This window comes from Streptomyces sp. NBC_00457 (assembly GCF_036014015.1).
Lineage (GTDB): Bacteria > Actinomycetota > Actinomycetes > Streptomycetales > Streptomycetaceae > Streptomyces.
The window spans coordinates 7,687,591-7,713,969 of sequence record NZ_CP107905.1 but is presented as its reverse complement, the minus strand read 5'-3'; the positions used below and the strand labels follow the sequence as shown (position 1 = coordinate 7,713,969).

Genomic DNA, 26,379 nt, shown 5'->3' with positions numbered 1-26,379 from the left:
CGTACGGCGCTACGCGGCGGCAATGGCAAGCGGGGCGCAGTCTCGGCAGAGGCCCGGCTCCGTGGCGCGGAAGGCGCGTTCGCAGCCGTCGCAGGTTTGGAACGGTGCCGGGCGCGGGGTCGGGTTCGGCGCGGCGAGTGCGGCGGGAAGTGGCGACGGGAGCAGTTCGGTGAGGCGGTGGGCCAGGATTCCGGCGGGGCTCGTCAGGTCCCCGGGCAGGCGTGCGGTCAGGGCGCGCTGTACGGCGACGGGGTCGATGCCGCGTTCCAGCCAGGCGCAGACGGCCGGCGTGAGGCGGTGGATGTCGCGTGCCGAGAGGAGGAGGCGGGGGTCGTCGGAGCGGAGAGCTGCCAGCAGGGTGGTGGCTGTGTGCTCGTACGGCGAGGCGTGGGCGGGGATTCGCGGTGTCGGAAGCGGAGCGCGGTGGGGTTCCGGGACAGTCGCGGTGCGCGGAGGTCCCTCTACGGCCTCGGCGGCGTGGGGCTTCGGCTTGGCCGCGGCCGTTGTCTCGGCTACGGAACCGGCTGGTTCGGGCTCCTCGAGCTCGGGCGCCGCTTCGGGGCGCAGGGGTGCCGGGGTGGGGGTCGTGCCCCTGAAGGCGGGATTCAGGTGGGGCTGGTTGTAGGAGATCGTGCGGGTCACGATCCGGCCGGTGGAGGTGCGTTCCTTGATACGGGCCAGGTAGCCGTGCGCCTCCAGCTCGCGCAAGGCTGCGGCAATCTTGGTCTCTCCTTCGGGGAACTTCGCCGCGAGTGCCTTGATGCCGACCGGCGTGCCTTCGGGCAGCGACTGGATGTGGGTCGCGAGACCGATGGCGGTCAGGGACATTTCGGGGTGCTGGGCGAGATGGTTTCCGACCACGGTGAACTGTTCGGGGTGGCGCTCGGCCACGTGACCAACTCCGTTCCGGGAGCGGTGGAGGGGACGGTGAAAGCGGTGAGAACGGGCGGACTTCGCGCGTCGGGGCGCGCTAAAGTGCTGCTCAGCCATCGGGAAGCTCCTACTTCCTCGGTGGTCAGGCCCTCGCACTGGGATTGCCGTCCCGGCGGGGGCCGTCGCATGTATCGGTGTTGTGCCGCAGTGGTGACGTGCTGCGTCTCGGCCGACCCTGCCTCACCAAATTCCTTGATCGCCAGCCGAGTTGGCGCTGATCACTCGCACGGGTGAACGGGCGGGGGTTGGGGGCGGGTTTGGTCGGTTCTTTCCCCTGGTTCTTTCTTCTTTTGGCGGCGAGGACTGCCGGGCCGCCGCCCGTCACGACCCGGTGAGGCGCGGCCTCAGGAGGAGCGTTCCAGGTCGAGTTCGGCCCAGATCGTCTTGCAGGGGGTCGGGCCGTAGTCGGTACCCCAGCGGTCGGAGTACGCCTCCATGAGGAGGAGTCCGCGGCCCGACTCGGCGTCCAAGGCGTCACGCTGGGTCGCGTACGCGAGGCGGTCGCCCCGGATGTCGGTTACGGCGATCCGGAGGGTGCCCGTGACGGAGAGTGTGAGCGTCAGGCGGAAGTCCCGGCCGGAGACACGGTCGTGGAGGACGGCGTTCGCGGCGAGCTCGGCGACGATCTGCGCGGCGGCGTCGGACGGCCTTTCCCAGTCGGCAAGTTGCTGCACGGTGAGCAGCCGGGCGAGTCGGGCGCCTCTGCGCGTGGCACGCTCTCAGGCACTTCTACGCCTCGGTCCTGCTGGACGCCGGAGAGACCATCAAGGCACTGAGTCACTACCTCGGACACTACGATCCAAGGTTCACGCTCCGGGTCTATACGCACCTCATGCCGAGTAGCGACGCACGGGCCCGGAAGGCCGTGGACGGCCTGTACGAGGGCACCGATCTGAGGCGGACGGCCCAGAAACGGCCCAGGGCCATTAAGGCGCCATAGGGCCGACGGTCAGCGACCGTCGGCCCTATGAGCTGAATCAGCGAGAAACCCGCTTTGACCTGCGCTACAGAACCGGCAGGCTCTTCCGCAGCTCGAACGCCGTCACCTCGGAGCGGTACTCCTCCCACTCCTGGCGCTTGTTGCGCAGGAAGAAGTCGAAGACGTGCTCGCCCAGGGTCTCGGCGACCAGGTCGCTCCGCTCCATCAGGGAGAGCGACTCGCCGAGGTTCTGCGGCAGGGGCTCGATGCCCATCGCGCGGCGCTCGGCGTCGGAGAGGGCCCAGACGTCGTCCTCGGCGCCCGGCGGGAGCTCGTAGCCCTCCTCGATGCCCTTGAGGCCGGCGGCGAGGAGGACGGCGTAGGCGAGGTAGGGGTTCGCGCCGGAGTCCAGGGAGCGGACCTCGACGCGCGCGGAGCCGGTCTTGCCGGGCTTGTACATCGGGACGCGGACGAGGGCCGAGCGGTTGTTGTGGCCCCAGCAGATGTACGAGGGGGCCTCGCCGCCCGCGCCGGCCGTGCGCTCGGAGCCGCCCCAGATGCGCTTGTAGGAGTTGACCCACTGGTTGGTGACCGCGGAGATCTCCGCGGCGTGCCGCAGCAGACCCGCGATGAAGGAGCGGCCGACCTTGGAGAGCTGGTACTCGGAGCCCGACTCGTAGAACGCGTTGCGGTCGCCCTCGAAGAGGGACAGGTGCGTGTGCATACCGCTGCCGGGGTGCTCGGAGAACGGCTTCGGCATGAAGCTCGCGTGGACCCCCTGCTCCAGCGCCACCTGCTTCATGACCAGGCGGAACGTCATGATGTTGTCCGCCGTGGAGAGGGCATCGGCGTAGCGGAGGTCGATCTCCTGCTGGCCCGGCGCGCCCTCGTGGTGGGAGAACTCGACCGAGATGCCCATCGACTCCAGCATCGTGATCGCCTGGCGGCGGAAGTCCTGGCCGACGTGGGTGGGGGTGTGGTCGAAGTAGCCCGAGTTGTCGGCGGGCGTGGGGCGGGAGCCGTCCAGCGGGCGGTCCTTGAGCAGGAAGAACTCGATCTCCGGGTGGGTGTAGAAGGTGAAGCCCAGGTCGGAGGTCTTGGACAGCGCGCGCTTGAGGACATAGCGCGGGTCGGCGAAGGACGGGGAGCCGTCCGGCATGAGGATGTCGCAGAACATGCGGGCGGTGCCGGGGGCCTCGGCACGCCACGGCAGGACCTGGAAGGTCGACGGGTCCGGCTTGGCGATCATGTCGGACTCGTACACCCGGGCGAAGCCCTCGATCGCGGAGCCGTCGAAACCGATGCCCTCGTCGAACGCCTGCTCGAGCTCGGCCGGGGCGACGGCCACGGACTTGAGGAAGCCGAGCACGTCGGTGAACCACAAGCGTACGAACCGGATGTCGCGCTCCTCCAACGTCCGGAGCACGAACTCCTGCTGCTTGTCCATCTTCCGCTTCCCCATCCTTGCTGGTCAGGCCGCCTGCCCCAGGAACTGTGCGAGGCGGTCGGGCACCTGAGCATCACACCACAACACCATTTCGTGCGCGTTGCGGACCCTGATCGCCCGGCCGACCTCGGCGTGAACGCCTCCGATACGGCAGGTGTACTGCTCAGTGCCCATAGTGCCCCCTGCCGCCGACATCCGTAATTCCTGTGACCTCTCTTCGAGAGGTCACCCCTTCCCCATTACGATCAGCTGACCCGACCGTTCCCTTGCCTAGAAGGACACACTCCATGGGCTCCGCCAAGAAGAGCAGCTCCGCAGAGCGCAAGGCGCGAATAGAGGAGATGCGGCGCGCCGAGCGTGCCCGCGAGCGCCGCAACCGCATCCTCACGATCACGGCCAGCGTGGTGGTCGTCGCCGCTCTCGCGGTCGGCGGTGTCGTGCTCGTGCAGTCGCAGTCCGACGACGATTCCGCGGCGAGCGACTCCAGCACCGGGAAGTTCGTCGCGGGCAAGGACGGCGTGAACACCTGGGACGGGAAGCTGAGCCGGACCCACGTCACCAAGGACGTGAAGTACCCGATGGAGCCCCCGGTCGGCGGCGACCACCACCAGGCGTGGATGAACTGCAACGGGGACGTCTACACCGAGGAACTCAACAACGTGAACGCCGTGCACTCCCTGGAGCACGGCGCGGTCTGGGTGACGTACACCAGCAAGGCGGCCAAGAAGGACGTGGACGCGCTGGCGGCGGAGGTGAAGCAGACGCCGTACACGCTGATGAGCCCGGACGAGAAGCAGAAGGACCCGATCATGCTCTCGGCATGGGGTGCCCAGCGCACGGTGACGAGCGCGGACGACCCCAATGTCGCCAAGTTCTTCGAGAAGTACGTCCAGGGCGACCAGACGCCCGAGCCGGGCGCCGCCTGCACGGGTGGGCTGTCGAAGTGAAACGGGCGCAGGCCGGCTGGATCGCGGGGGCCGCGGCGGCCGCGCTCGTCGCGGCCGGCGCGATCACCTACTCGGTCGCCGGGGACGGCAACTCCGGGGTCGAGCCGCCCGCCGCCGACTCCGCGGACGCCGGTTTCGCGCGCGACATGGCCGTACATCATCAGCAGGCCGTGGAGATGTCGTACATCGTGCGCGACCGCACCGACGACACGGAGGTGCGGCGGCTGGCGTACGACATAGCGCAGACGCAGGCCAACCAGCGCGGCATGCTGCTGGGCTGGCTGACCCTGTGGGGGCTGCCGAAGGTGTCGTCGGACGGGCCGATGACCTGGATGGACATGGGCGGCATGGCCTCCGGCAAGGACGGCGCGCTGATGCCCGGCATGGCGACCAACACCGAGATGGAGAAGCTGGGGAAGCTCGACGGCAAGCAGGCCGAGATCTTCTTTCTGCAGCTGATGACGGACCATCACAAGGGCGGTGTCCACATGGCCGAGGGGTGTGTGCAGCGCTGCTCGGTCGGCGTGGAGAAGGACCTCGCGCAGGGCATGGTCGAGGCGCAGGAGTCGGAGATCCAGCTCATGGCGGATCTGCTCAAGAAGCGGGGTGCGCGGGCGCGTTGAGCTCCGCCGAGGGGGACGTATGCCTCAAATCCCTTGTGCATACGGTTCCTTGGGTGCTTCTTGGCTGAGCCATTCCCCCCTGATTCCCCTGGCGTGAACGGTTCGTCGCGAGAGTTGCCACCGTCGAGTGATCACTCGCGACGAACCGCATCCAGGGGGCTCCATGAGATCCAACCGCGCCAGGGCACGTGCCGTGGCGGGCATCGCGGCGACGCTGCCGATGCTCGCCGGGGCGCTGGCCTTCGGCATACCCGCCGCGCACGCCGCGGACAACCCGGGCCGGGACCTGCTCGCGGGCACCAAGCCCGCGTGGGCCACGACCAAGGCCGACAAGGGGGCCGCGCCGGACAGCTCCGCGGTCACCGCCCGGGTCTACCTCGCCGGCCGGGACGCCACCGGTCTCGCCGCGTACGCCAAGGCCGTGTCCGACCCGCATTCGGCCTCGTACGGCAAGTATCTGAGCGCCGACCAGGCGCAGAGCCGCTTCGGTGCGACGCCGGCCCAGATCGCCGCCGTGAAGGCGTGGCTGACGTCCGCGGGTCTGAAGGTCACCGGTGTCGCGCAGCACTACGTCTCCGTGACCGGTGACGTGGCCGCCGCCGAGAAGGCGTTCGGCACCCAGCTGCGCACCTACGCCAAGGGCACGAAGACCTACCGCGCGCCCGCCAGGACCGCGTCCGCGCCCGACAGCCTGAACGGCGCCGTCCTGACCGTCACCGGCCTGGACAACGCCCCGCACCGGGCGAGCCACGACGACCAACTGCCCGGTCCTTCCACGGTGTTCAAGAACGCCGGGCCGTTCTCCTCGTACTACGGCTCGAACGTCGCGAGCACGCTGCCGGACGCGTACGGCACCAAGATCCCGTACGCCGTCCAGGGCTACACCGGCAAGCAGTTGCGGGCCGCGTACGGTGCGGGCGCGCACACCGGCAAGGGGGTGCGGGTCGCCATCACCGACGCGTTCGCCTCGCCGACCATCGCCTACGACGCGGCGAGCTACGCGAAGAAGCACGGCGACGCCGCCTGGAAGACCGGCCAGCTGCGCCAGGTGCTGCCCAAGAAGTACACGCACACCGGCGCCGACGAGTGCGACGCCGCCGGCTGGTACGGCGAGGAGACCCTCGACGTCGAGGCCGTGCACGCGGTCGCGCCATCGGCGAACGTCACGTACGTGGGCGGCGCGTCCTGCATGGACGACGATCTGCTCGACGCGCTCAGCAAGATCGTCGACAACCACCTCGCCGACATCGTCTCCAACTCCTGGGGCGACATCGAGGCCCACCAGACGCCGGACCTCGCGGCCGCCTACGACCAGGTCTTCCAGTTCGGCGCGGCCGAGGGCATCGGCTTCTACTTCTCCTCCGGCGACAACGGCGACGAGGTCGCCCACACCGGCACGAAGCAGGTCGACACCCCGGCCAACTCGGCCTGGGTGACGGCGGTCGGCGGTACGTCGCTGGCGGTCGGCAAGGGCGACTCGTATCTGTGGGAGACCGGCTGGGGCACCCAGAAGGCGCTGCTGTCCGACGACGGCAAGAGCTGGGTGGACTTCCCGGGCGCGTACACCTCGGGTGCGGGCGGCGGCACCAGCAAGACGGTCGCCGAGCCCTCCTACCAGAAGGGCGTCGTGCCGACCTCGCTGGCGCAGGCCAACAGCGCCTCCGGCAACCGCGTCGTCCCGGACATCGCGGCCGTCGCCGACCCGAACACCGGGTTCCTCGTCGGCCAGACGCAGACCTTCCCGGACGGCTCGCAGCAGTACAGCGAGTACCGGATCGGCGGCACCTCGCTCGCCGCGCCGGTCATCGCGGCGGTGCAGGCGCTGGCGCAGGAGGCACGCGGCGGGAAGGCGATCGGCTTCGCCAACCCGGCGCTCTACGCCAAGTACGGCTCGACGGCGTACCACGACGTCACGGACGCCCCCACCGGCTCCGGACTCGCCGTGGCCCGCGTCGACTTCGTCAACGGCTACGACGCGAGCGGCGGCCTTGCCACCTCCGTCCGCACCCTGGGCACCGACAGCTCGCTGAAGGCGGTCAAGGGGTACGACGACGTGACGGGCGTGGGGACACCCGCGCGGGGCTACGTGGAGTCGTACCGCCGACGGTGACCGCGAACGGGGTGGCGTGGGGTGCCCACACCCCACGCCACCCATCGCGTCGCTCTGACGATTACACTGAGCCCGTGCCTGACTTGAACTTCTGGTCGATCTATCAGCACGGCTTCGCACGCGTCGCCGCATGTACGGGCCACACCGTCATCGCGGACCCGCACGCCAACGCCGAAGCGGTCCTGCGCCACGCCCGCCGGTGCGCCGAGGAGGGTGTCGCCGTCGCCGTCTTCCCGGAGATGGTGCTGTGCGGCTACTCCATCGAGGACCTGCTGCTGCAGGACGCACTGCTCGACCAGGTCGAGGAGGCGCTGCGGGAGGTGGTGGCCGGGTCGGCCCGGCTGCTGCCGGTCCTGGTCGTCGGCGCCCCGCTGCGCCGTCGCAACCGGGTCTACAACTGCGCGGTGATCGTGCACCGCGGCCGCGTCCTCGGGGTCGTACCCAAGTCGTACCCGCCGAACTACCGGGAGTTCTACGAGCGCCGGCAGATCGCCGACGGCGCCGACGAGCGCGGCGGGTCGATCCGCGTCGGCGGCGAGAGCGTGCCGTTCGGCGTGGATCTGCTGTTCGCGGCGGACGACGTCCCGGGTCTCGTGCTGCACGCGGAGATCTGCGAGGACATGTGGGTGCCGGTGCCGCCCAGCGCCGAGGCGGCCCTCGCCGGCGCGACCCTCCTCGTCAACCTGTCCGGCAGCCCGATCACGGTCGGGCGGGCCGAGGACCGCAAACTGCTGTGCCGCTCGGCGTCCGCCCGCTGCCTCGCCTCGTACGTCTACGCGGCGGCCGGCCTCGGCGAGTCGACCACCGACCTGTCCTGGGACGGCCAGGCCATGGTCTACGAGAACGGCGTGCTGCTGGCCGAGACCGAGCGGTTCCCGCTCGGCGACGAGTACGCGATCGCCGACGTGGACCTCGACCTGCTGCGGCAGGAGCGGCAGCGGATGGGCACGTTCGACGACAACCGCCGGACGCACCGCGCGCGGACCGCCGACTTCCGGACGGTCGAGTTCACGCTCGATCCGCCGCTCACCGACCTGGGGCTGCGCCGTCGCTTGGAGCGCTTCCCGTTCGTGCCGGCGGACGCCGACCGCCTCGCCCTGGACTGCTACGAGGCGTACAACATTCAGGTCGAGGGCCTCCAGCAGCGGCTGGCGGCGATCGGCGGGCCGAAGGTGGTCATCGGGGTGTCCGGCGGGCTCGACTCCACGCACGCGCTGATCGTCGCCGCCCGTGCGATGGACCGGGCGGGCCGCCCACGCAGCGACATCCTGGCCTGGACGCTGCCCGGCTTCGCCACCAGCGACCACACCAAGGACAACGCCCACGCGCTGATGCGTGCCATCGGTGTCACCGCGGCCGAGCTGGACATCACGCCGACCGCGCGGCTGATGCTGGCGGAGATGGGCCACCCGTTCGCGTCCGGCGAGCCGGTGTACGACGTCACCTTCGAGAACGTGCAGGCCGGACTGCGCACCGACTACCTGTTCCGGCTCGCCAACCAGCGCGGCGGCATCGTGCTCGGCACCGGTGACCTGTCGGAGCTGGCGCTCGGCTGGTCGACGTACGGCGTGGGCGACCAGATGAGCCACTACAACGTCAACTCCGGCGTTCCGAAGACGCTGATCCAGCACCTCGTCCGGTGGGTCATCAGCAGCGGGCAGTTCGACGCGGAGACGGGCAAGATCCTCGCGGCGATCCTCGACACCGAGATCAGCCCGGAGCTGGTGCCGGGCGAGGAGATGCAGTCCACGGAGTCCAAGATCGGCCCGTACGCGCTGCACGACTTCACGCTCTTCCATGTGCTGCGGTACGGCTTCCGGCCGTCGAAGATCGCCTTCCTGGCCTGGCACGCCTGGCACGACCCGGAGGCCGGCGCCTGGCCGCCGGGCTTCCCCGAGGCCAAGCGGGTGGCGTACGACCTCCCGGAGATCCGGCGCTGGCTGGAGGTGTTCTGCCGCCGCTTCTTCGCGTTCGCCCAGTTCAAGCGCTCGGCCATGCCGAACGGGCCGAAGGTCTCGGCGGGCGGTTCGCTCTCCCCGCGCGGCGACTGGCGTGCGCCGTCCGACAGCTCGGCGGGGGTGTGGCTGCGGGATCTTGCGCGCTTCGACTAAGTCCGGTGCGGCAGGGCGGGGCGCGTCGTCGTGTTACGGCCGGTGGGGGCTGGTCGCGCCCACGCGGCGGAGCCGCAAATCGATACAGCCCCGCGCCCCTGAGGGCTCTGCTGCTGGGTCCGTTTTGCCTGTTCTGTCAGTACCTGGTGCAGCGGCTCCGTAGCCCACGCCGGGTCAGCGACGCCATCCACTGATCGTGGGCTTCGGCCGGGACCGGTCCCGGCCTCCGCCCGGAGAATGGTCGTGCTCGGACAGTAGGCGGCCGGAGAAGAGCAGTTCTCCGAACGGAGATCAGGTGGTTGGGGTATCGCTCAGTGGCTAACCGACGTCGTCCGTCTCGTCTTCTTCCATACGTTTTCCGTACGTTCGGGACCCGTCCCCACCAATCTGCCGCAGTATGGAGACATGTGAAGGCACAAGGTGCCCTGTCCGTACGGCAGTTGGGGGAGTGGTCGGTATGGGTGGATCCGAAGAGCCGACGGGCGGAAGCGAGTTCACGCCGCCCGAGTCCCTGTCGTCGTCTCCGCCTCCGCCCCCGTCGTCGCCCCCTCCCCCGCCCTTCCCCCCGATGCCTGAGGGTCCGCCGGACTCCTCGTGGTTGACCTACACACTGCCGGAAGAGCCCGAGGACCCTGTGCCCGCGGACCCGTGGCGGGTCACGGCCGCCGGGTTGTTCAACCTCAGCGGGCTCGGGCTCGGGTATGTGCTGCTGCGGCGCTGGCCGCAGGCCGCCCTGTGCTGGATCGCGACCGGCATCCTGCTGGTGGCCGCGCTGCCCGCGGACCCCGACGGGCTGCCGGGCGGGGTGGTGTGGGCGTACGGGCTTGTGCTGGTGCTCGCCGCGGCGCACGGGGCGTGGCTGGCGCGCGGTGCGCGGCTGACGTTGCCGTGGCGGTCGACGGTCGCCGCCGGGCTCGGGCTTGTGCTGCTCGTCGTACCGGTTGGTGGGGCGGTGGGGTACGAGGCGGCGCGGGAAGAGGCGTACCAGCAGATGCTGCTCGACCGGCTCGCCGAGACGGACCGGCTGGTCACCACCGCCTCGAAGCAGGCCGGCTTCGCCGAGGGCAAGGACGAGTACCAGCGGGCGCTCAAGGCCTACCGTGCGCTCGGCGACGACCACCCCGGCAGCCGGGCGGCGCAGCGCGTTCCCGACCGTCTGAACCGGTTCTACGACACCGTCGCCGCGCCGTACCGCGAGAAGGAGTACTGCGAGGCCCTGGAGCCGCTGCGGTATCTGTGGAAGCTGCCCGACACGATGGGCAGCAAGCGGCTCGGCTCCCTCGCCGACTGGCCGGAGAAGCCCCTGGCCACCTCGCTCTACGAGTGCGGCATCACGAACCTCGGCTCCGACGCCGTGACCAAAGCCGATGCGAGCGGCGGCGCACTGGCCGACCTCCTGCGTACGTTCCCCGACTCGGCGCAGGCCGCCGAGGTCGAACCGGCCGTGAGCGCGGAGATCTCGCAACGGTCCAAGGCCCTGAGGGGCGACGACCCCTGCCCGGTCGGCGGGCAGTTGCAGGCCATCAGCCGGACCATGGTCGACCTGCCCGCCGGCAGCCCCGGTGACGGGCTGCGCAGGAAAGCCGCGGGCGCGGTGGAGTCCGCCGCCTACGCCTGCGGGGTGGACGAGTTCGAGGACGACAAGTTCGGTGCGGCGGCCGTGACGCTGGGCGACTTCGCCGACAAGTACAAGGACAACAAGAACGCCAAGCGTGCCCGGCAGATCGCCATCGCCGCGGAGATCGCCGAGGAACGGCCCCAGGCGGGCCGGACGCTGCCGCCGTCCCGCAGCCCGGGCGGCTCCCGGATGCCCATGGAGATCAGCAACGACGCCCCGACCGCGGTCGAGTTCCTCTACACCGGCCCCGTCACCGGCAGCGTCTACCTCCCGGCGTGCGCCGGCTGCACCAAGTACTCCAGCGAGTCGACCGCCGAGACCGTGGCCTGCAAGAACAGCGGCATCGACTACCCGTCCAGCTGGCTCAACCTGCCCGCCGGCAACTACCACACCCTGGTCAAGTACGCCGACGCGGACGCGGGGGACGTGACGAACCAGGCCGACGGCATGCGCATCGATCCCGGATACACGTACACCAACTGCACCTACGTCGTGACCGAGAGCAGCTACCCCGGGTATCCCGACATTCCCCTGCCGGAGCTCCCGGAGCTCGAGCCCATCGAGCCCGCCGGCAACTGAAAGCGAAGCCCGCCCACCGCCAAGCCCGCCCCCGTCAGGACCGCACCGTCTCCGACTGCCGCGGCACGTTCCCCGCGACCAGCCGTTCCCGCCCGGCTGGTTGCGGCACGCGCCGCCGGTCCACGCCGTACGCCACACCGGCGACTCCCAGCCCCAGTACGGCAAGCAGCGCGCCCGCGAGCGCCGGAGACGTCACGCCGAAGCCCGCGGCGAGGGCCAGGCCGCCGATCCACGCTCCCCCGGCGTTGGCGAGGTTGAACGCCGCCTGGTTGGCGGAGGACGCCAGCGACGGGGCCGAGGACGCCTTCTCCATGACCATCAGCAGGAGCGGGGAGCTGGTGACGAAGGCGGCCGTGCCGAGCAGGACCACGGCGACAGGTGCGCTCCATGCCGTGCGCATGAGGACCGGGAACAGCGCCAGGACCGCCGCCAGCGAGATCAGGCCGCCGAAGAGCGTGGCCCGCATCGAGCGGTCCGCCAGGCGTCCGCCGAGCAGGTTGCCGGCCGTCGCGCCGACGCCGAACAGGGCGAGCAGCAGGGTCACGCTGGAGTCGGCGTACCCGGCGGAGTCGGTGAGCATCGGTGTGATGTAGCTGTACGCGGCGAACAGCGCGCCGAAGCCCGCGACGGTCGTGCCGAGGGCGAGCCACACGGGCAGCGACTTCAGCGCCGCGAGTTCGCCGCGCAGGCCGGCGCTGGGTGCGTGCGTGCCGTCGCGGGGGACGAGGAGTGCCAGGGCGACGACGGCCAGGACGCCGATGACGCTGACGCCGAGGAAGGTCGAACGCCAGCCCAGGGACTGGCCCATGAGCGTGGCCACGGGCACGCCGGCGATGTTGGCGACGGTCAGCCCGAGGAACATCAGCGACACCGCGCGTGCCTTGCGCTCGGGAGAGGCCATGTTCGTCGCCACGACCGCGCCGACGCCGAAGAAGGCGCCGTGCGGCAGCCCGCTGAGGAAGCGGGCGGCGAGCAGCCAGTCGTAGTCGGGGGCGAAGGCGGAGAGCGTGTTGCCAGCGACGAACAGTGCCATCAGCCCGATCAGCACCCTGCGCCGGGGCATGCGCGCGGTGACCGCGGCGAGCAGCGGGGCGCCGATGACGACGCCGAGGGCGTAGGCGGAGACCAGGTGTCCGGCGTCGGGGAGGGAGATGTGCAGGTCGTCCGCGACGTCGGGCAGCAGGCCCATCATCACGAACTCGGTGGTGCCGATGCCGAAGGCGCCCACGGCGAGGGCGAGCAGGGCCAGGGGCATGAGGGTGCCTGTGCCTTTCAAGAGCGGGGTTCTGCAGTGAGTCTATGTTCAGCTGCGGAACAAACTCTCTCAGGCCCGGTATTCCTCACGGTTAAGAGGACGTGTCGACCTTCACACGCGCGGCCACCGGCAAGTGGTCGCTCCCGGTCTCCGGCAGCGTCCACGACGTCACGGGCTCGACGCCCTTCACCATGATCTGGTCGATCCGCGCCATCGGGAACGACGCCGGCCAGCTGAACCCGAACCCGCTGCCCGCCGCGCCCTGCGTGGAGCGCATCTGGGCGGTGACGGCGTTCAGCGCGCGGTCGTTCATCGTGCCGTTGAGGTCCCCGAGCAGCACGACCCTGGGCAGCTTCTCGTCGGCGATCGCCTCGCCGAGGGCGTTGGCACTCTTGTCGCGCTGCCGGGCGGTGAACCCGGCCTCCAGCTTCACCCGCACCGACGGGAGGTGGGCGACGTACACCGCGACCTGCCCGGCGGGCGTGGTCACCGTGGCGCGCATGGCGCGCGTCCAGCCCAGCTTGATGTCGACGGGCCGGACACCGGAGAGCGGGTACTTGCTCCACACTCCGACGGTGCCTTCGACGGAGTGGTACTTGTACGTCGACGCCAGCGCGTCCTCGTACGTCGGCACCACCGCCCCCTTCAGCTCCTCCAGGGCGACCACGTCGGCACCGGAGGCGGCCACGTCACGGGCGGTGCCGGACGGGTCGGCGTTGTCGGCGTTGACGTTGTGCGTGGCCACCGTGAGGTCGCCGCCGCCGCCTGCCTTGTCGGTGACCAGGCCGCCGAACATGTTCAGCCATACGATCGCCGGGACCAGCACCGCGATCAGCGCGGTCGCCGACTTCCGGACCAGCGCCAGCACGAGCAGCACCGGGATGGACAGCCCCAGCCAGGGCAGGAAGGTCTCGATGAGGCTGCCGAGGTTGCCGACCGCGTTCGGGATGCGCGAGTGCAGCACCATCACCAGGGCGAGCAGCAGGGCCAGCACGGCGACGACGAGGCCGCGGCGCCAGATCCGGGGGTCGCCGCGCCAGCCGGTGGTCACTCTGCCGAGCAGGCGCCGGAACCGGGAGCTTTGCGACTCGGGCTCCGAGCCGTCGTTGTCCGTCTCCGTCACGTATGCCTGCTGCGCCATACCGTCGCCTCACTACCTGCCGTGCACACCGTCCGTCCCCCTGTGTTCTACGACCCTAGGGGATGATCGGCTCCTTTCCCGCCGTCTTCCGACGGGCGTACGGGCACGAGGACGTACAAGTCGGCACAGGCAGTTCCGGTGCCGGGCGTGGAAAGCGCGCTCTGTGACATACCCCGCACATGCGGGTTACGCGGGTGGCGAACTGACGGGGCGTAGTCCGTCGAGGACCGCGTCGACGAGCTGCTCCGACATGCCCTCCGGGAGGTCGGCGTCCCGGCGCATCAGGGTGCGGACGAGTAGGGGCGCGACGAACATGTCGTTCATCAGCTCGACGTCGATGTCCGTGCGGAGCTCGCCGTTGGCCTGTCCCCGGCGCAGGATCTCGATCTGGCGCCGGCGCCGCGGCTCGACGACGGCCGCGTGGTACGCGGACCAGATCTTCGGGCTGCTCTTCATCTGGGCGTAGACGTTGTGCAGCAGCGCGGAGGAACGGGTCATCTGCCCACGCTTGCGCAGCTGTTCGAGGCTGGCCACGAGGTCGTCGCGCATCGAGGTGCCGGGGAGTTCGGGCTCCGGCGGCTCGGCCGTGCGGACGACGTCGACGAAGAGCTCCTCCTTGCCGCTCCAGCGGCGGTAGATGGTGGCCTTGCCGACGCCCACGGTGCGGGCGATGCGCTCGATGGACAGTTCCGCGAGCGGCACGCCCTCCTCCAGGAGCTTCACCACACCGTCCACGATCGCGCGCTCCACCGCTTCGCTGCGGGGGCGGCCCCGGGCGGGGCCCTCCTGCTTGGGTTCGCTGCCGGCGAGGCTGCTCACGTCGGTCCGTCCCTTCTGTGGCCTGAGGTGATTCTCCCCCGGGTCCGGCCCCTACTCGGCCGGCACCAACTCCTGCTCCTCCTCGCTCTCCTGGCGTGCCGCCGGCTTCCCCGGCAGGAACAGGCCCACCACCACGGCGCCGATCACCGCGACCCCCGCCCCGCACAGCGCGGTGAGGTGCATGGCGTGCAGGAAGGCGTCGTGGGCCGGGGCGATGAGGGACTGCCCCTGGGGGCCGAGCTTCGTGGCGACGCCGAGCGTGGCCTCGATGGACTCGCCCGCGGTGTGGCGTACGTCGGCGGGAAGCACGCCCAGCTTGTCCTCGACGCCGGTGCGGTAGGCCGCCGACAGGACCGAGCCGAGGACCGCGATGCCCAGGGCGCCGCCGACCTGGCGGAAGGTGTTGCTGAGGGCGGAGGCGGAGCCGGCCTTCTCGCGGGGCAGGGCCTGCATGATGACGACGCTGGTCGGGGTCATGATGTGCGCCATACCGGTGCCCATCAGGAAGAAGATCACCTCGAGGATCCAGATCGGCGTGTCCGCCTCCAGCGTGGCGAACGCGGCCAGCATCGCCGCGATGATCAGCATCCCCGCCGTGGTCGTCGCCCGGTTCCCGAACCGGTCGACCATCAGCCGGGCCCGCGGCGCGAAGATCAGCTGGGCGGCGGCCAGCGGCAGCATCAGCAGGCCGGTCTGCAGCGGCGAGTAGCCGCGCACGCTCTGGGTGTAGAAGACGGAGAAGAAGGTCACGCCCATCAGCGCGAAGAAGACCAGCGCGATGGCGGCGATCGCGGCCGAGAAGACCTTGTTCTTGAAGTACCTGACGTCGATGGACGGATGGTCGCTGCGCGCCTCGAAGACGACGAATCCGACGAGTACGGCCACTCCCGTGCCGATCGTCGCCAGCACCTGCGGGTCGGTGAAGTCGGCGAGCTGGCCGCCCTTGATGATGCCGTAGACGAGCAGGACCAGGCCGACGACCGACAGGACCACGCCGACCGGGTCGATCCGGCCGGGCTTCGGGTCGCGGGAGTCGGGCACCAGCCACACCATCAGCGCGAGGGCGAGGATCACGATCGGCACGTTGATGAGGAAGACCGAGCCCCACCAGAAGTGATCGAGCAGCACACCGCCGGTGATCGGGCCGATGGCGATGGCGAGACCGACGCCGCCCGCCCAGATGCCGATGGCCTTCGGCTGCTCCTCGCGCTCGAAGACGTTCATGAGGACGGCGAGGGTGGCCGGCATGACGAACGCCGCGCCGAAGCCCATCACCGCACGGAACGTGATCAGCTCGGTGGGCGAACCGGACCAGGCGGCGAGGGCCGAGCCGATGCCGAACAGGACGAGCCCGCCGAGCAGAACCTTCTTGCGGCCCAGCCGGTCGCCGAGGAGACCGGCCGTGAACAGCAGGCCGGCGAAGACCAGGGTGTAGGAGTTGATCGCCCACTCCAGCTCGCTCTGGGTGGCGCCCAGACCGGTCGGCGCGGGGGTCGAGATCGTCTTGATGGCGACGTTCAGGATGGAGTTGTCGAGCACCACGATCAGCAGGCTCAGCATCAGGACGCCGAGGATCGCCCAGCGGCGCCGGTGCACGGCTTCCGGTATCCGGGGGCTGTCGGGGACGGCAGGGGTAGTCATGCCGCCGAGCATAGACGCTTTACGATACGAGACCGTCTCGTATCGTAAACCTTTTACCCACCTCTTACGTGAGGCGCCGCTCCTACGTGACGAGGGTCCTCTAGCCGTCCTATGGCACGAGGTGCCACCATGGAGGGGATCCGGGGACGCCGTCAGGGTGCCTCGAGATGACGTAAGGAGCCGTGCCATGACGCAGCTTCCGGCTGCCCAGTCCGCGCAGCAGCAGAAACCTTCCGACGGCAGCAAGGCGCTGTACGGGGGCAAGAGCACGCGACGCATCACCGTTCGCGACATCGCCATCGCCAAGGAACGCGGCGAGAAGTGGCCCATGCTCACCGCCTACGACGCGATGACCGCGTCCGTCTTCGACGAGGCCGGGATCCCGGTCATGCTCGTCGGCGACTCGGCGGGCAACTGCCACCTCGGGTACGACACGACCGTGCCCGTCACACTCGACGAGATGACCATGCTGTCCGCCGCCGTCGTACGGGGCACCTCCCGCGCCCTCATCGTCGGCGACCTGCCCTTCGGGTCCTACCAGGAGGGTCCGGTGCAGGCGCTGCGCTCGGCGACCCGGTTGGTGAAGGAGGCCGGGGTCGGGGCGGTCAAGCTGGAGGGCGGCGAGCGGTCGCACCGGCAGATCGAGCTGCTGGTCGAGTCCGGGATTCCGGTGATGGCGCACATCGGGCTGACGCCGCAGTCCGTGAACGCGATGGGCTACCGCGTGCAGGGCCGTGGCGAGGAGGCGGCGCAGCAACTGCTGCGGGACGCCAAGTCCGTCCAGGACGCCGGGGCGTTCGCGGTGGTGCTGGAGCTGGTGCCGGCGGAGCTGGCGGCCGAGGTGACGCGCACGCTGCACATCCCGACCGTGGGGATCGGGGCCGGGCCGGAGACGGACGCGCAGGTGCTCGTCTGGACCGACATGCTGGGGCTGACCGGCGGCCGGGTGCCGAAGTTCGTGAAGCAGTACGCCAACCTGCGTGAGGTCATGGGCAACGCGGCGAAGGCGTTCGCCGAGGATGTCGTCGGCGGAACGTTCCCGTTGGAGGAGCACGCCGTCCACTGAGCCAACATCGCACCACGGGCAGCCCGCCGATCTTCCCCCGTCGGCGGGCTGCCCCCTGTCGTGGCTGAGGCGGGGTGGGTCGCGCGGCCCGGCGCTGACGGGGTGCCGCCTGCGCCCACCCGTGCCGCCCCAGGCGGCACGACTGCCCGCAGCTTGGCGGAGCCATCGGCGGCTTGTCGGCGGCCTGTCGGTGGTTTGTCGGTAAGGGCTGGCACTGTCACTGGCATGACGCGAATCGACAAGAACGCCACAGTCGCAGTGAGCGTGCGGGGGCTGGTCAAGCACTACGGGGAGACCAAGGCGCTGGACGGCGTCGACCTGGATGTGCGGGAGGGCACCGTGATGGGTGTGCTCGGGCCGAACGGGGCCGGGAAGACCACCCTCGTACGGATTCTGTCCACGCTCATCACCCCGGACTCCGGACAGGCCACCGTCGCCGGATACGACGTCGTCCGGCAGCCCCGGATGCTGCGCCGGGTGATCGGGCTCACGGGGCAGTACGCCTCCGTGGACGAGAAGCTCCCCGGCTGGGAGAACCTGTACATGATCGGGCGGCTGCTCGACCTGCCGCGCAAAGAGGCGCGGGCCCGCGCCGACGCGCTCCTGGAGCGCTTCTCGCTGACGGACGCCGCCAAGCGCCCGGCGAACACCTACTCCGGCGGTATGCGGCGCCGGCTCGACCTCGCCGCCTCGATGATCGGCCGCCCGCAGGTGCTGTTCCTCGACGAGCCCACCACCGGCCTCGACCCGCGCACCCGCAACGAGGTGTGGGACGAGGTCAAGGCGATGGTCGGGGACGGCGTGACCGTCCTGCTGACCACCCAGTACATGGAGGAGGCCGAGCAACTGGCCTCCGAGCTGACCGTCGTGGACCGCGGCAAGGTCATCGCGAACGGCGAGATCGAGGAGCTGAAGGCGAAGGTCGGCGGCCGCACCCTGCGGATCAAGCCGGCCGACCCGCTCCAGCTGCGCCCGCTCGCCCGCGACCTCGACGAGCTGGGCATCACCGGCCTCGCCACCACCACCGTCGACACCGAGGGCGGCACCGTCCTGGTGCCGATCCTCAGCGACGAGCAGCTCACCGCCGTGACCGGCGCGGTCGTCGCCCGGGGCATCACGATCAGCTCCATCACCACCGAACTGCCCAGCCTGGACGAGGTGTTCCTGTCCCTGACCGGCCACCGCGCGAGCGCCCCGCAGGACGCCGTACCCGCCGATGACCGCGAGGAGGTCGCCGTATGAGCGCCGTAACCATCAATCCCGTCAAGGACGACGCCCATATCCCGCTGCGTGGCCATCTGCGCCACACCGGCGCCCTGGTCCGCCGCAACCTGCTGTGGATCCGGCAGGACCCCGAGTCGATGTTCGACGCCCTGCTGATGCCGGTCGTCTTCACCCTGCTGTTCGTGTACGTCTTCGGCGGCTCCATCGGGCAGGCGCTGGGCGGCGGTCAGGACGCGTACGTGCAGTACGTGATTCCCGGCATGCTGGCGATGATGGCCATGACGATGTCCCAGGGCGTCGGCACCGGCTTCAGCCAGGACTTCAACTCCGGTGTCATGGACCGCTTCCGGTCCCTGCCGATCGGGCGCGGCTCGGTGCTGTTCGCGAAGATCTCGGTCGAGCTGCTGCGGATGCTGTTCGCGACGACCGTGCTGATGATCGTCGCCGTGCTGGTCGGTTTCGACATCACCAACTGGCCCGGTCTGTTCGCGGCCGTCGGCCTGTCCGCGTTGTTCGCCTCGTCGATCATGTGGGTGTTCCTCACCCTGGGCGTGATGCTGAAGAACGCGCAGTCCGTGCAGGCGATGGGCTTCCTGGTGCTGTTCCCGCTGCAGTTCGGCTCGTCGATCTTCGCGCCGACGAGCTCGATGCCGGGCTGGCTGCAGGCCTTCACCGACTGGAACCCGCTCTCCACGCTCGCGGACGCGTCGCGCGGACTGATGGTGGGCGGCCCGGTCGCACACGACCTGTGGGTGACCCTCGGCTGGTCGGTGGCGATCACCGCGGTGGCGGCGCCCTACGCGATCCACAAGTTCCGCACCAAGAACTGACGTTCACCATAGGTGCGGCTCACACCAGGGCGGCGGCCTCCTCCGGGGAGAGGCCGCCGCCCTCCGCGTACGCCGTCTCGTACTCCTCGTCGCCGAGCAGCTGTCGCAGCGGCTGCTCGGCCCGTTCGCGGCAGGTGCGCTCCAGAGTCGACAGGACATGGCGGGGCGGCAGCAGGGCGTCGGCGGCGCCGAGGCAGCGGGCGGCGTCGCGGGCCCGGCGGCCGCCGTCGAGGCCGGCGAGAGCGAGGGCGGCGGTGGTCAGATACGTCGAGCGCATCTGCGGTGTGAAGGCCTCGGACAGCGGGTCCCTGGCATGGACCAGCGCCCGCCGGAGCTTCTCGAGAGCCTCCTCGTGGCAGCCGTCGACCGCGTCCAGCCAGGCGGCCAGCCCCAGGATGAAGGCGTCGAAGACGATGAAGTGAGCGATGGCGAACTCCTCGCGCAGCAGCCGGAGCTGCTCGCGGCCCTCCGGGACGCGATCGGTCATGCCGAGCCAGCCGGCGAGGAAGAGCCGGGCCGCGGGCATGGCCTCGTTGTGGGAGCCGTCGCGCTCGGCGATGACGTCGCGCAGGAGGCGTTCGCCGCGCTCGGCCTCGCCCATCTCCAGCAGCGCGCTGCCGAGCCGGGCCTGGAGCACGGACGTATGGGCGCGGGCGCCGAGCCGTTCGGCGTGCTCGACGGCCGCCTCGTAGTCGGCGACGGCGAGGCGGTGGTCGCCGGCGCGCTCGCGGCTCTCGGCACGGGCCGAGAGCGCCTCCGCGATGCCCCAGGTGTCGCCGAGGCGCCGGTAGATCTCCAGCGCCTCGTCGGCGTCGCGGGTGGCGTCGCCGACCCAGTCGCCGCGGTTGGCGAGGAAGTTGGCGCGCATCTGAAGGCCGGCGGCGAGCTCCCACTCGTAGCCGGGGGTGTCCCGGCAGGTGGCGACGGAGGCGTCGATGATCGTGCGCAACCGGCCCATGTCGCCGGTCAGCATCACGGCGAAGAACCAGAACATCCCGGGGGCCCGGCAGGTCTGCGGCAGACCGGGCTCGTAGCTCGCGGCGATGACCCGCAGCCTCTCCTGCGCCTCGTCGGTCTGCCAGGCATCCAACTCGGTGTCCATACAGGCGAGATGGGCCAGATGGACGCCGCGCCGCGCCTCGTCGAGGACCAGGCCCGTCCAGGGCGGCGGCACGTCCGTGCAGCGCTCCCACAGCGGATCGGCCACTCGGGCCGGCGCCGTGAAGGGGTCGGGGCCCAGCTCCTTGACCTCGCGGCACCAGTTGCGGGCCTCGATGCGCAGGTCGCGCATCTGCCAGTACCAGGACAGCGACAGCACCAGGCACATTGCTTCCTGCTCGTCGCGGAGGGCGACGGCGCGGCGCAGGGCGGTGCGCAGGTTCTCGTACTCGCGCTCCAGCCGTTCGATGGCGGCACGCTGCTGCGGGCCGCGCAGCAACGGGTCGGTGGTGCGGGCGAGTTCGCGGTAGTACGTCAGATGCGCGCGCTCGGCGGTGGGGCGCCCGCCGGACTCGTCGAGCCGTTCGCCCGCGTACTCGGCGACGGTCTCCAGGAGCCGGTAGCGCATCTCGCCGCCCTCTCCCGAAGGGGCCGCCACGACAAGGGACTTGTCGACGAGGGAGCCGAGCGCGTCGAGGGCGGCCGGTCCGCAGACGGCCTCGGCGGCGGCGAGTTCGCAGCCGCCCGCGAACACCGAAAGACGGCGCAGGACGTCGCGTTCATCCGCGTCGAGCAGGTCCCAGGACCAGTCGACGACGGCCCGCAGGGTCTGCTGGCGGGGCAGCACGGTACGGCTGCCGGAGGTGAGCAGCCGGAAGCGGTCGTCGAGCCGGTCCACGATCTGACGCGGCGTCAACATCCGTAGCCGGGCCGCCGCGAGCTCGATGGCGAGCGGCAGCCCGTCGAGCCGCCGGCAGATCTCGGCGGCGGCCTCGGGGTCGTCCTCGACGCGGAAGCCGGGCCGGGCGGCGGCGCCCCGGTCTGCGAGCAGCCGCAGCGCGACCGGCTCCGGCAGCGGCTCCACCGGCCGCACCAACTCCCCCGGCACACCGAGGGGTTCACGGCTGGTGGCCAGGACGGTGAGTCCCGGGCAGCGCTCCAGCAACTGCTCGACCAGCCGGGCGGCGGCCTCGACGACATGCTCGCAGTTGTCGAGCACGATCAGCATCCGCCGCCGGCCGCAGTGCTCGACGAGCCGTACGAGAGGGTCGTCATGCCGCTCGAACCCGGCCCGTATCTCCTCCGCCCCGGCCCCGAACAGCACGGTCTCGCGCGCACCCAGGGCCGTGAGCACGGCCTCCGCTACGGCGGCCGGATCGTCGACCGGCGCCAGCTCGGCCAGCCACACCCCGTCCCGGGCCACGTCCCGCACGGCCTCGGCGGCCTCCTGCGACAGCCGCGTCTTCCCGGCGCCACCGGGGCCGAGCAGGGTGACGAGCCGGGCGGCGGCGAGGTCGCCGCGGATGGCATCGATGTCGGCTTCGCGGCCGACGAAGGAGGTGAGGCGGGCGCGGAGGTTGCCCGCACGGCCCCCACCCCCGACCTGTCCGGCACCCTTCGACCCCCAACCTCCGCCGGACGCACTCGTACCCGCGCCCGCGGACGCACGCGCACCGGATCCGTCCCTGTGCGCGCCCTCCTCCGGCCGGAGCAGTTCCCCGTGCAGCGCCCGCAGTTCCGGCCCCGGGTCCGAGCCGAGCCGGTCCGCCAGGAGCCGGCGTAGGTCGTCGTAGGCGGCCAGCGCCTCCGCCGCGCGGCCCGCGTCGCGCAGGGCGCGCAGACGCAGGGCCTGGAGGGGCTCGTCCAGGGGGTGGGTGTCGCACAGGGCGGTCAGCTCGGGCAGGGACTGCTCGGCCTGGCCGAGGGCGAGGGCGGCGGTGTGCCGGGCGCGCAGCGCGTCAAGGCGCCGGGTCTCGCAGCGTGCCGCCTCCGCGGTGCGGTCGGGCAGGTCGGCGAGGGCGGGGCCGTGCCAGAGCGCGAGGGCGTCGTCGAGGAGCACGGCCGCCTTGGCGGGGTCGCCGTCGGTGAGGGCGCGCAGCCCGTCACCGACCAGCCGCTCGAAACGATGCAGGTCGATGTCGTCACCCGAGGCGGCGAGCCGGTACCCGCCCTCCACGGACTCCACGGCATCCGCCCCCAGCGCCCTGCGCAGCCGCCCCACCAGCGCCTGCACCGCCCCCGTCGCGTCGGCCGGCGCCTCGCCGTCCCACACCTCGTCCACCAGCACACTCACCGGCACGGTCCGTCCCGGCCGCAGGGCCAGCACCGTCAGCAGCGCACGCAACCGCGCCCCGCCGACGGGAACGGTGGTGCCGTCGGTGCGGATTGCCTGAGTCGTGCCGAGGATGCGGTAGCGCACGGGCCCATTGTCCCTGCTGCCGCCCCCGCGCTGCCTCCGGGTTTACCCGCGCATGAACCGTACGGAACCGGAACCCACAGCTGACCGCGAGACGTTTTCCTCCTGGGCCCGGTACCGTCGGGCACTCGCAGCGCAGTGCAGATGAGCCAGGGGAGCCCGATGACCACCGCCACCACCCGCCACAGTGACCGGCGGATCAGTCCCGTCTTCGTCGGGATCATGGCCGTCACCGCGGTCACCGGATGGGCCACCTGGACCGGGTTCGCGGAGCAGCCCGGTGTGGCCGTGTTCCTGTTCGTGACGGCGGCGTGGATCGTCTCGCTGTGTCTGCACGAGTACGCGCACGCGCGCACCGCGCTGCACAGCGGCGACATCACTGTCGGGGCAAAGGGCTACCTGAGCCTGAACCCTCTCGCCTACACCCACGCCCTGCTCAGCATCGTCCTGCCCGTGCTCTTCGTGATCATGGGCGGGATCGGCCTGCCCGGCGGTGCCGTCTTCATCGAGCGCGGGCGCATCCAGGGGCGTTGGCGGCACAGCCTGATCTCCGCGGCGGGTCCGCTGACGAACGTGCTCTTCGCCGCCGTGTGCACCGCGCCGTTCTGGCTGGACGCGCTCGACGGAGTGCCGCGCGACTTCCAGTACGCGCTCGCGTTCCTGGCGCTGCTCCAGGTCACGGCCGCGATCCTGAACTTCCTGCCGGTGCCGGGCCTGGACGGCTACGGGGTCATCGAGCCGTGGCTGTCGCACAACGTCAAGCGGCAGGTGGAGCCGTTCGCGCCGTTCGGCCTGCTGTTCGTGTTCGCGCTGCTGTGGGTGCCGTCGATCAATGGCGTGTTCTTCGACGCCGTGGACTCGATCCTGTCCGCGATGGGGATCACCGACCTGGAGACCTACTGCGGTCAGGACCTGTACCGCTTCTGGCAGGACACGAGTGAGTACTGCCAGATCGGCCAGTGACGTCAGGCCTCTCGGCCGGCCTTGCCCCGCTTGACGTAGTACCAGGCCATGTTCGACGACAGCCCCGCCAGCAGCACCCACACGACGCCCAGCCAGCTGCCCTGCACGAAGGAGACGACGGCCGCGGCGACGGTGAGGGCGCAGACGGCGAGGGCGTAGAGGGCGAGGCGGGGCATGGGGTCGGCTCCTGTCGGGGGGACACTGCGGATCGCTGCCTCCAGTGTCCCCCATCCCCTCATACGTCCGTGATGCGGAGCCCCGCGTGTGCCTTGTAGCGGCGGTTCACGGAGATCAGGTTCGCCACCAGCGACTCGACCTGGTGGGCGTTGCGCAGCCGCCCCGAGAAGATCCCGCGCATGCCGGGGATGCGCCCGGCGAGGGCCTGCACGATCTCGACATCGGCGCGCTCCTCCCCCAGCACCATCACATCGGTGTCGATCTCCTCGACCTCCGGGTCCTCAAGGAGCACCGCCGACAGATGGTGGAAGGCGGCGGTCACCCGGGAGTCCGGCAGCAGCGCGGCGGCCTGCTCGGCGGCGCTGCCCTCCTGCGGCTTCAGGGCGTACGCGCCCTTCTTGTCGAAGCCGAGCGGGTTGACGCAGTCGACGACGAGCTTGCCGGACAGCTCGGCACGCAGGGATTCGAGCGTCTTGCCGTGCCCCTCCCAGGGGACGGCGACGATCACGATGTCGCTGCGGCGCGCGCACTCGGCGTTGTCGGCGCCCTCGACGCCGTACCCCAGCTCCCCGGCGGCGGACTGCGCGCGCTCGGCGGCCCGCGAGCCGATGATCACCTTCTGGCCGGCCCGGGCGAGCCGGTAGGCGAGGCCCTTGCCCTGCGGCCCGGTCCCGCCGAGCACGCCGACGACGAGACCGGAGACGTCGGGCAGGTCCCAGGGGTCCTTGGCGGGGGCCTTCGCGGGCTTCTGTGCAGCACTGTCGGTAGAGGTCATGGGCCGACTTTACGTCCGCCTCCGCGGCCCCACCGGGTCAGGTGAGCTCCGTCACGGGGACGCGCCGGAAGCTGATCGTCTCGTAGGGGTTGAAGTCGCCGGTCTCGTAGAGGAGTCCGACGGTGGACGCGTCGACGCGGACCAGGTCGGAGTACCCGGCCGGCAGGCCATCGACGGTGAACGCCGGCCGCCAGGTGGTGCCGCCGTCGGTGGAGGCGCGCAGGGTCATCAGGGCGCGGCCGTGTGCGGGGCCTGAGTACAGGAGCAGGTCGGGGTCGCGGAGCTGGAGGAGGCTCGCCTGGCAGACGGGGGCGGTCAGTCCGGCCTGGGGGCGGAACGGCTTCACCAGGGTCCGGCCGCCGTCCTCGGAGTGGGCGTCGGCGCGGTTGCCGGGCGAGCGGGAGTCGGTGCGGGTGTTGAAGTAGACGCGGCCGTCGGCCAGTTCGGCGGCGGTGCTCTCGTTGGCGTTGAGGTAGTCGGTCGGGCTGTCGTCGACGTAGCCGAGGTACCAGGTCTCGCCGCGGTCGTCGCTGAGCAGGCAGTGGCCGCCGTTGTACCGGGGCTCGTTGCCGACGTCGGAGCCGGTGGGCGGCACGGTGTGGTTGGCGGGGACGACGACCCGGCCGGTGCTCAGCTGGAGGGCGTGGCCGGGCCCGGTGGCGTACCAGCGCCAGCCGGGCTCCTTGACTTGATGCGTGATCTCCCGGGGCTCCGACCACGTCACCCCTTCATCATCGCTGTGCTGCACCCACACCCGCCGCCCGTCCTCGTCCTTGACCTCGCCGCGCAGGATCGCGCTCTCGGCCGCGTCGGCGGCGGAACGGCACTGGACGAGCAGCACGCGGCCGGTGTCGAGGACGACGGGGGCGGGGTTGCCCGCGAGGTCGCCGCCGTTGCGGGCGGCGACCTGCAACGCCCCCCAGGTGCGGCCGCCGTCCGTCGACCGCTTCAGCACGATGTCGATGTGCCCGTAGTCGCTCGCGGAGTCGACACGGCCCTCGCAGAAGGCGAGCAGCGTTCCGGAGGCGGTGGCGACGACCGCCGGGATCCGGTAGCTGGCGTAGCCGTCGTCGCCCGCACGGAACGGGACGCTGGTCTCTGACATGCGCGTACTCCTCGTGACGTGTTCGGCGGCGATCCGGCCGTCTGCCCATCATGGGCGAATTCGTGGTGAACTCCACATCACAAGTCGCGGGTTGCGGCAGGATGCCGTCGCATGGACGCCGTACGGGTCGCGCTGCTGCGCGAAGTGCTCGCCGGGACCGAGTGGTTGGGCGCCACGCGACGCTTCGCGGGGGTGCTGCGCGGTTCGGTCGTGTCGCACGGCGGCGGCCTGCTGCTGGTCGGCACCCCGGAGTACGAGCCCTGGCATCTCGCCGCCCATCTCGTCGACGAGGCCGCGTGGTCGGGCACGCCGGAGCTGTCGCCGACTCTCGTACGCCATGACGCGCGCCCCTCGGATCCGGCGCACCTGGCCGTGGGTCTGGGCCGGCTCGCGGCGGCCCGGCGCGGAGAGACGCTGCTGGTGGTCTCACCGGCGGGCTCCTGCACGCCCGCCACCCTCGAGCGGGTGCACGACGCACGGCGGGCCGGGGCGACGGTACTGGCGCTCGGCGCGGACGAGGGCGAGTTGGCGGCGATGGCGCACGAGAGGCTGGCCGTGCCCAAGTCGGCGGAGCTGGACCTGGACACCGTGCAGCACCTGGTCAGCGCGGCGGCCGGGGAGAGTTCGCTGCCGGTCTCCCGAGGACGGCGGAGGCTTCGGGACCGGCTGTCGCGGCTGGCGGACGAGCTGACCGCACCGCCCCCCACCCCCTGGTAATTCGGTTGCCCCACCTCCGGGCGT

Annotated in this window: 22 protein-coding genes and 1 pseudogene; 11 read left to right on the top strand and 12 right to left on the bottom strand. The window is 71.0% G+C overall.

The annotated features are described in order from the left end of the window. Positions 1-9: 9 nt before the first annotated feature. Both OG828_RS35225 and OG828_RS35220 read right to left on the bottom strand, forming a co-directional pair. The gene (locus tag OG828_RS35225; protein ID WP_328503461.1) at positions 10-891 is read right to left on the bottom strand and encodes a helix-turn-helix domain-containing protein; all 882 of its coding nucleotides are present in this window, start codon (positions 889-891) and stop codon (positions 10-12) included. A gap of 386 nt (positions 892-1,277) precedes the next feature. After that, entirely contained in the window at positions 1,278-1,607 is a 330-nt protein-coding gene (locus tag OG828_RS35220; RefSeq protein WP_328503460.1) for an ATP-binding protein, read from the bottom strand. 38 nt (positions 1,608-1,645) lie between these two features. Here OG828_RS35220 and OG828_RS35215 point away from each other — a divergent pair. Next, positions 1,646-1,863, top strand: a pseudogene (locus OG828_RS35215) (site-specific integrase); the annotation flags it as partial. A gap of 74 nt (positions 1,864-1,937) precedes the next feature. On the opposite strand, the gene glnA reads toward OG828_RS35215, so the two are convergent. After that, complete coding sequence (gene glnA, locus OG828_RS35210) at positions 1,938-3,299, bottom strand: type I glutamate--ammonia ligase (RefSeq protein WP_210576288.1); 1,362 nt, start codon at positions 3,297-3,299, stop codon at positions 1,938-1,940. Positions 3,300-3,323: 24 nt separating this feature from the next. Next, on the bottom strand, positions 3,324-3,473 hold the full coding sequence (locus OG828_RS35205; protein ID WP_210576289.1) for a hypothetical protein: 150 nt from the start codon (positions 3,471-3,473) through the stop codon (positions 3,324-3,326). 113 nt (positions 3,474-3,586) lie between these two features. Between OG828_RS35205 and OG828_RS35200 the strand changes: the two genes are divergently transcribed. The 5 genes from OG828_RS35200 (at position 3,587) to OG828_RS35180 (ending at position 11,287) form a co-directional block, all read left to right on the top strand. After that, on the top strand, positions 3,587-4,246 hold the full coding sequence (locus OG828_RS35200) for a DUF3105 domain-containing protein (RefSeq protein WP_328503459.1): 660 nt from the start codon (positions 3,587-3,589) through the stop codon (positions 4,244-4,246). After that, positions 4,243-4,869, top strand: a complete 627-nt coding sequence (locus tag OG828_RS35195; RefSeq protein WP_328365871.1) for a DUF305 domain-containing protein — start codon at positions 4,243-4,245, stop codon at positions 4,867-4,869. The genes OG828_RS35200 and OG828_RS35195 overlap by 4 nt, the downstream gene beginning before the upstream one ends. A 163-nt stretch (positions 4,870-5,032) precedes the next feature. Beyond that, entirely contained in the window at positions 5,033-6,979 is a 1,947-nt protein-coding gene (locus tag OG828_RS35190; RefSeq protein ID WP_328503458.1) for a S53 family peptidase, read from the top strand. A gap of 83 nt (positions 6,980-7,062) precedes the next feature. Beyond that, positions 7,063-9,090: an NAD(+) synthase gene (locus tag OG828_RS35185; protein WP_443062525.1), complete on the top strand. Its 2,028-nt coding sequence runs from the start codon at positions 7,063-7,065 to the stop codon at positions 9,088-9,090. 598 nt (positions 9,091-9,688) lie between these two features. Next, positions 9,689-11,287, top strand: coding sequence for a hypothetical protein (locus OG828_RS35180; RefSeq protein ID WP_328503456.1), 1,599 nt, complete (start codon positions 9,689-9,691; stop codon positions 11,285-11,287). Positions 11,288-11,321: 34 nt separating this feature from the next. Here OG828_RS35180 and OG828_RS35175 read toward each other — a convergent pair whose 3' ends face one another. The 4 genes from OG828_RS35175 to OG828_RS35160 form a co-directional block, all read right to left on the bottom strand. After that, positions 11,322-12,542 carry an MFS transporter gene (locus OG828_RS35175; RefSeq protein WP_328503455.1) on the bottom strand — a complete coding sequence of 407 codons (1,221 nt, stop codon included), beginning with the start codon at positions 12,540-12,542 and terminating at the stop codon, positions 11,322-11,324. 91 nt (positions 12,543-12,633) lie between these two features. Then, positions 12,634-13,683 carry an endonuclease/exonuclease/phosphatase family protein gene (locus OG828_RS35170; RefSeq protein ID WP_328365860.1) on the bottom strand — a complete coding sequence of 350 codons (1,050 nt, stop codon included), beginning with the start codon at positions 13,681-13,683 and terminating at the stop codon, positions 12,634-12,636. A 186-nt stretch (positions 13,684-13,869) separates the two neighbouring features. Beyond that, the gene (locus tag OG828_RS35165) at positions 13,870-14,502 is read right to left on the bottom strand and encodes a TetR/AcrR family transcriptional regulator (protein ID WP_328441013.1); all 633 of its coding nucleotides are present in this window, start codon (positions 14,500-14,502) and stop codon (positions 13,870-13,872) included. Positions 14,503-14,553: 51 nt separating this feature from the next. Continuing rightward, positions 14,554-16,143, bottom strand: coding sequence for an MFS transporter (locus OG828_RS35160; RefSeq protein ID WP_328503454.1), 1,590 nt, complete (start codon positions 16,141-16,143; stop codon positions 14,554-14,556). A 187-nt stretch (positions 16,144-16,330) separates the two neighbouring features. Between OG828_RS35160 and panB the strand changes: the two genes are divergently transcribed. The 3 genes from panB to OG828_RS35145 all read left to right on the top strand — a co-directional run bounded on the left by panB (position 16,331) and on the right by OG828_RS35145 (position 19,263). Next, positions 16,331-17,209 carry a 3-methyl-2-oxobutanoate hydroxymethyltransferase gene (gene panB / locus OG828_RS35155; RefSeq protein ID WP_328441011.1) on the top strand — a complete coding sequence of 293 codons (879 nt, stop codon included), beginning with the start codon at positions 16,331-16,333 and terminating at the stop codon, positions 17,207-17,209. Positions 17,210-17,434: 225 nt separating this feature from the next. Beyond that, a complete protein-coding gene (locus OG828_RS35150; RefSeq protein ID WP_328503453.1) occupies positions 17,435-18,451 on the top strand; it encodes an ATP-binding cassette domain-containing protein in 1,017 nt (338 codons plus the stop codon). Then, positions 18,448-19,263, top strand: a complete 816-nt coding sequence (locus OG828_RS35145; RefSeq protein ID WP_328441009.1) for an ABC transporter permease — start codon at positions 18,448-18,450, stop codon at positions 19,261-19,263. Before OG828_RS35150 ends, OG828_RS35145 begins: the two co-directional genes overlap by 4 nt. A 19-nt stretch (positions 19,264-19,282) precedes the next feature. Here OG828_RS35145 and OG828_RS35140 read toward each other — a convergent pair whose 3' ends face one another. Further along, positions 19,283-22,621 carry an AfsR/SARP family transcriptional regulator gene (locus OG828_RS35140; protein ID WP_328503452.1) on the bottom strand — a complete coding sequence of 1,113 codons (3,339 nt, stop codon included), beginning with the start codon at positions 22,619-22,621 and terminating at the stop codon, positions 19,283-19,285. A gap of 159 nt (positions 22,622-22,780) precedes the next feature. Here OG828_RS35140 and OG828_RS35135 point away from each other — a divergent pair, with 159 nt between their 5' ends. Beyond that, positions 22,781-23,581 (top strand): site-2 protease family protein, encoded by an 801-nt coding sequence (locus tag OG828_RS35135; RefSeq protein ID WP_328365846.1) that lies wholly within the window; start codon positions 22,781-22,783, stop codon positions 23,579-23,581. Between the two features lie 2 nt (positions 23,582-23,583). Here OG828_RS35135 and OG828_RS35130 read toward each other — a convergent pair whose 3' ends face one another. The 3 genes from OG828_RS35130 to OG828_RS35120 are packed head-to-tail and all read right to left on the bottom strand — an operon-like array spanning position 23,584 to position 25,638. Further along, positions 23,584-23,757: a hypothetical protein gene (locus OG828_RS35130; protein WP_210577707.1), complete on the bottom strand. Its 174-nt coding sequence runs from the start codon at positions 23,755-23,757 to the stop codon at positions 23,584-23,586. A 59-nt stretch (positions 23,758-23,816) separates the two neighbouring features. After that, complete coding sequence (gene npdG / locus OG828_RS35125; RefSeq protein ID WP_328503451.1) at positions 23,817-24,533, bottom strand: NADPH-dependent F420 reductase; 717 nt, start codon at positions 24,531-24,533, stop codon at positions 23,817-23,819. A gap of 37 nt (positions 24,534-24,570) precedes the next feature. Beyond that, positions 24,571-25,638, bottom strand: coding sequence for a sialidase family protein (locus OG828_RS35120; RefSeq protein ID WP_328503450.1), 1,068 nt, complete (start codon positions 25,636-25,638; stop codon positions 24,571-24,573). Positions 25,639-25,749: 111 nt separating this feature from the next. Here OG828_RS35120 and OG828_RS35115 point away from each other — a divergent pair, with 111 nt between their 5' ends. After that, a complete protein-coding gene (locus OG828_RS35115; protein WP_328503449.1) occupies positions 25,750-26,355 on the top strand; it encodes a hypothetical protein in 606 nt (201 codons plus the stop codon). The last annotated feature ends 24 nt before the right edge of the window (positions 26,356-26,379 follow it).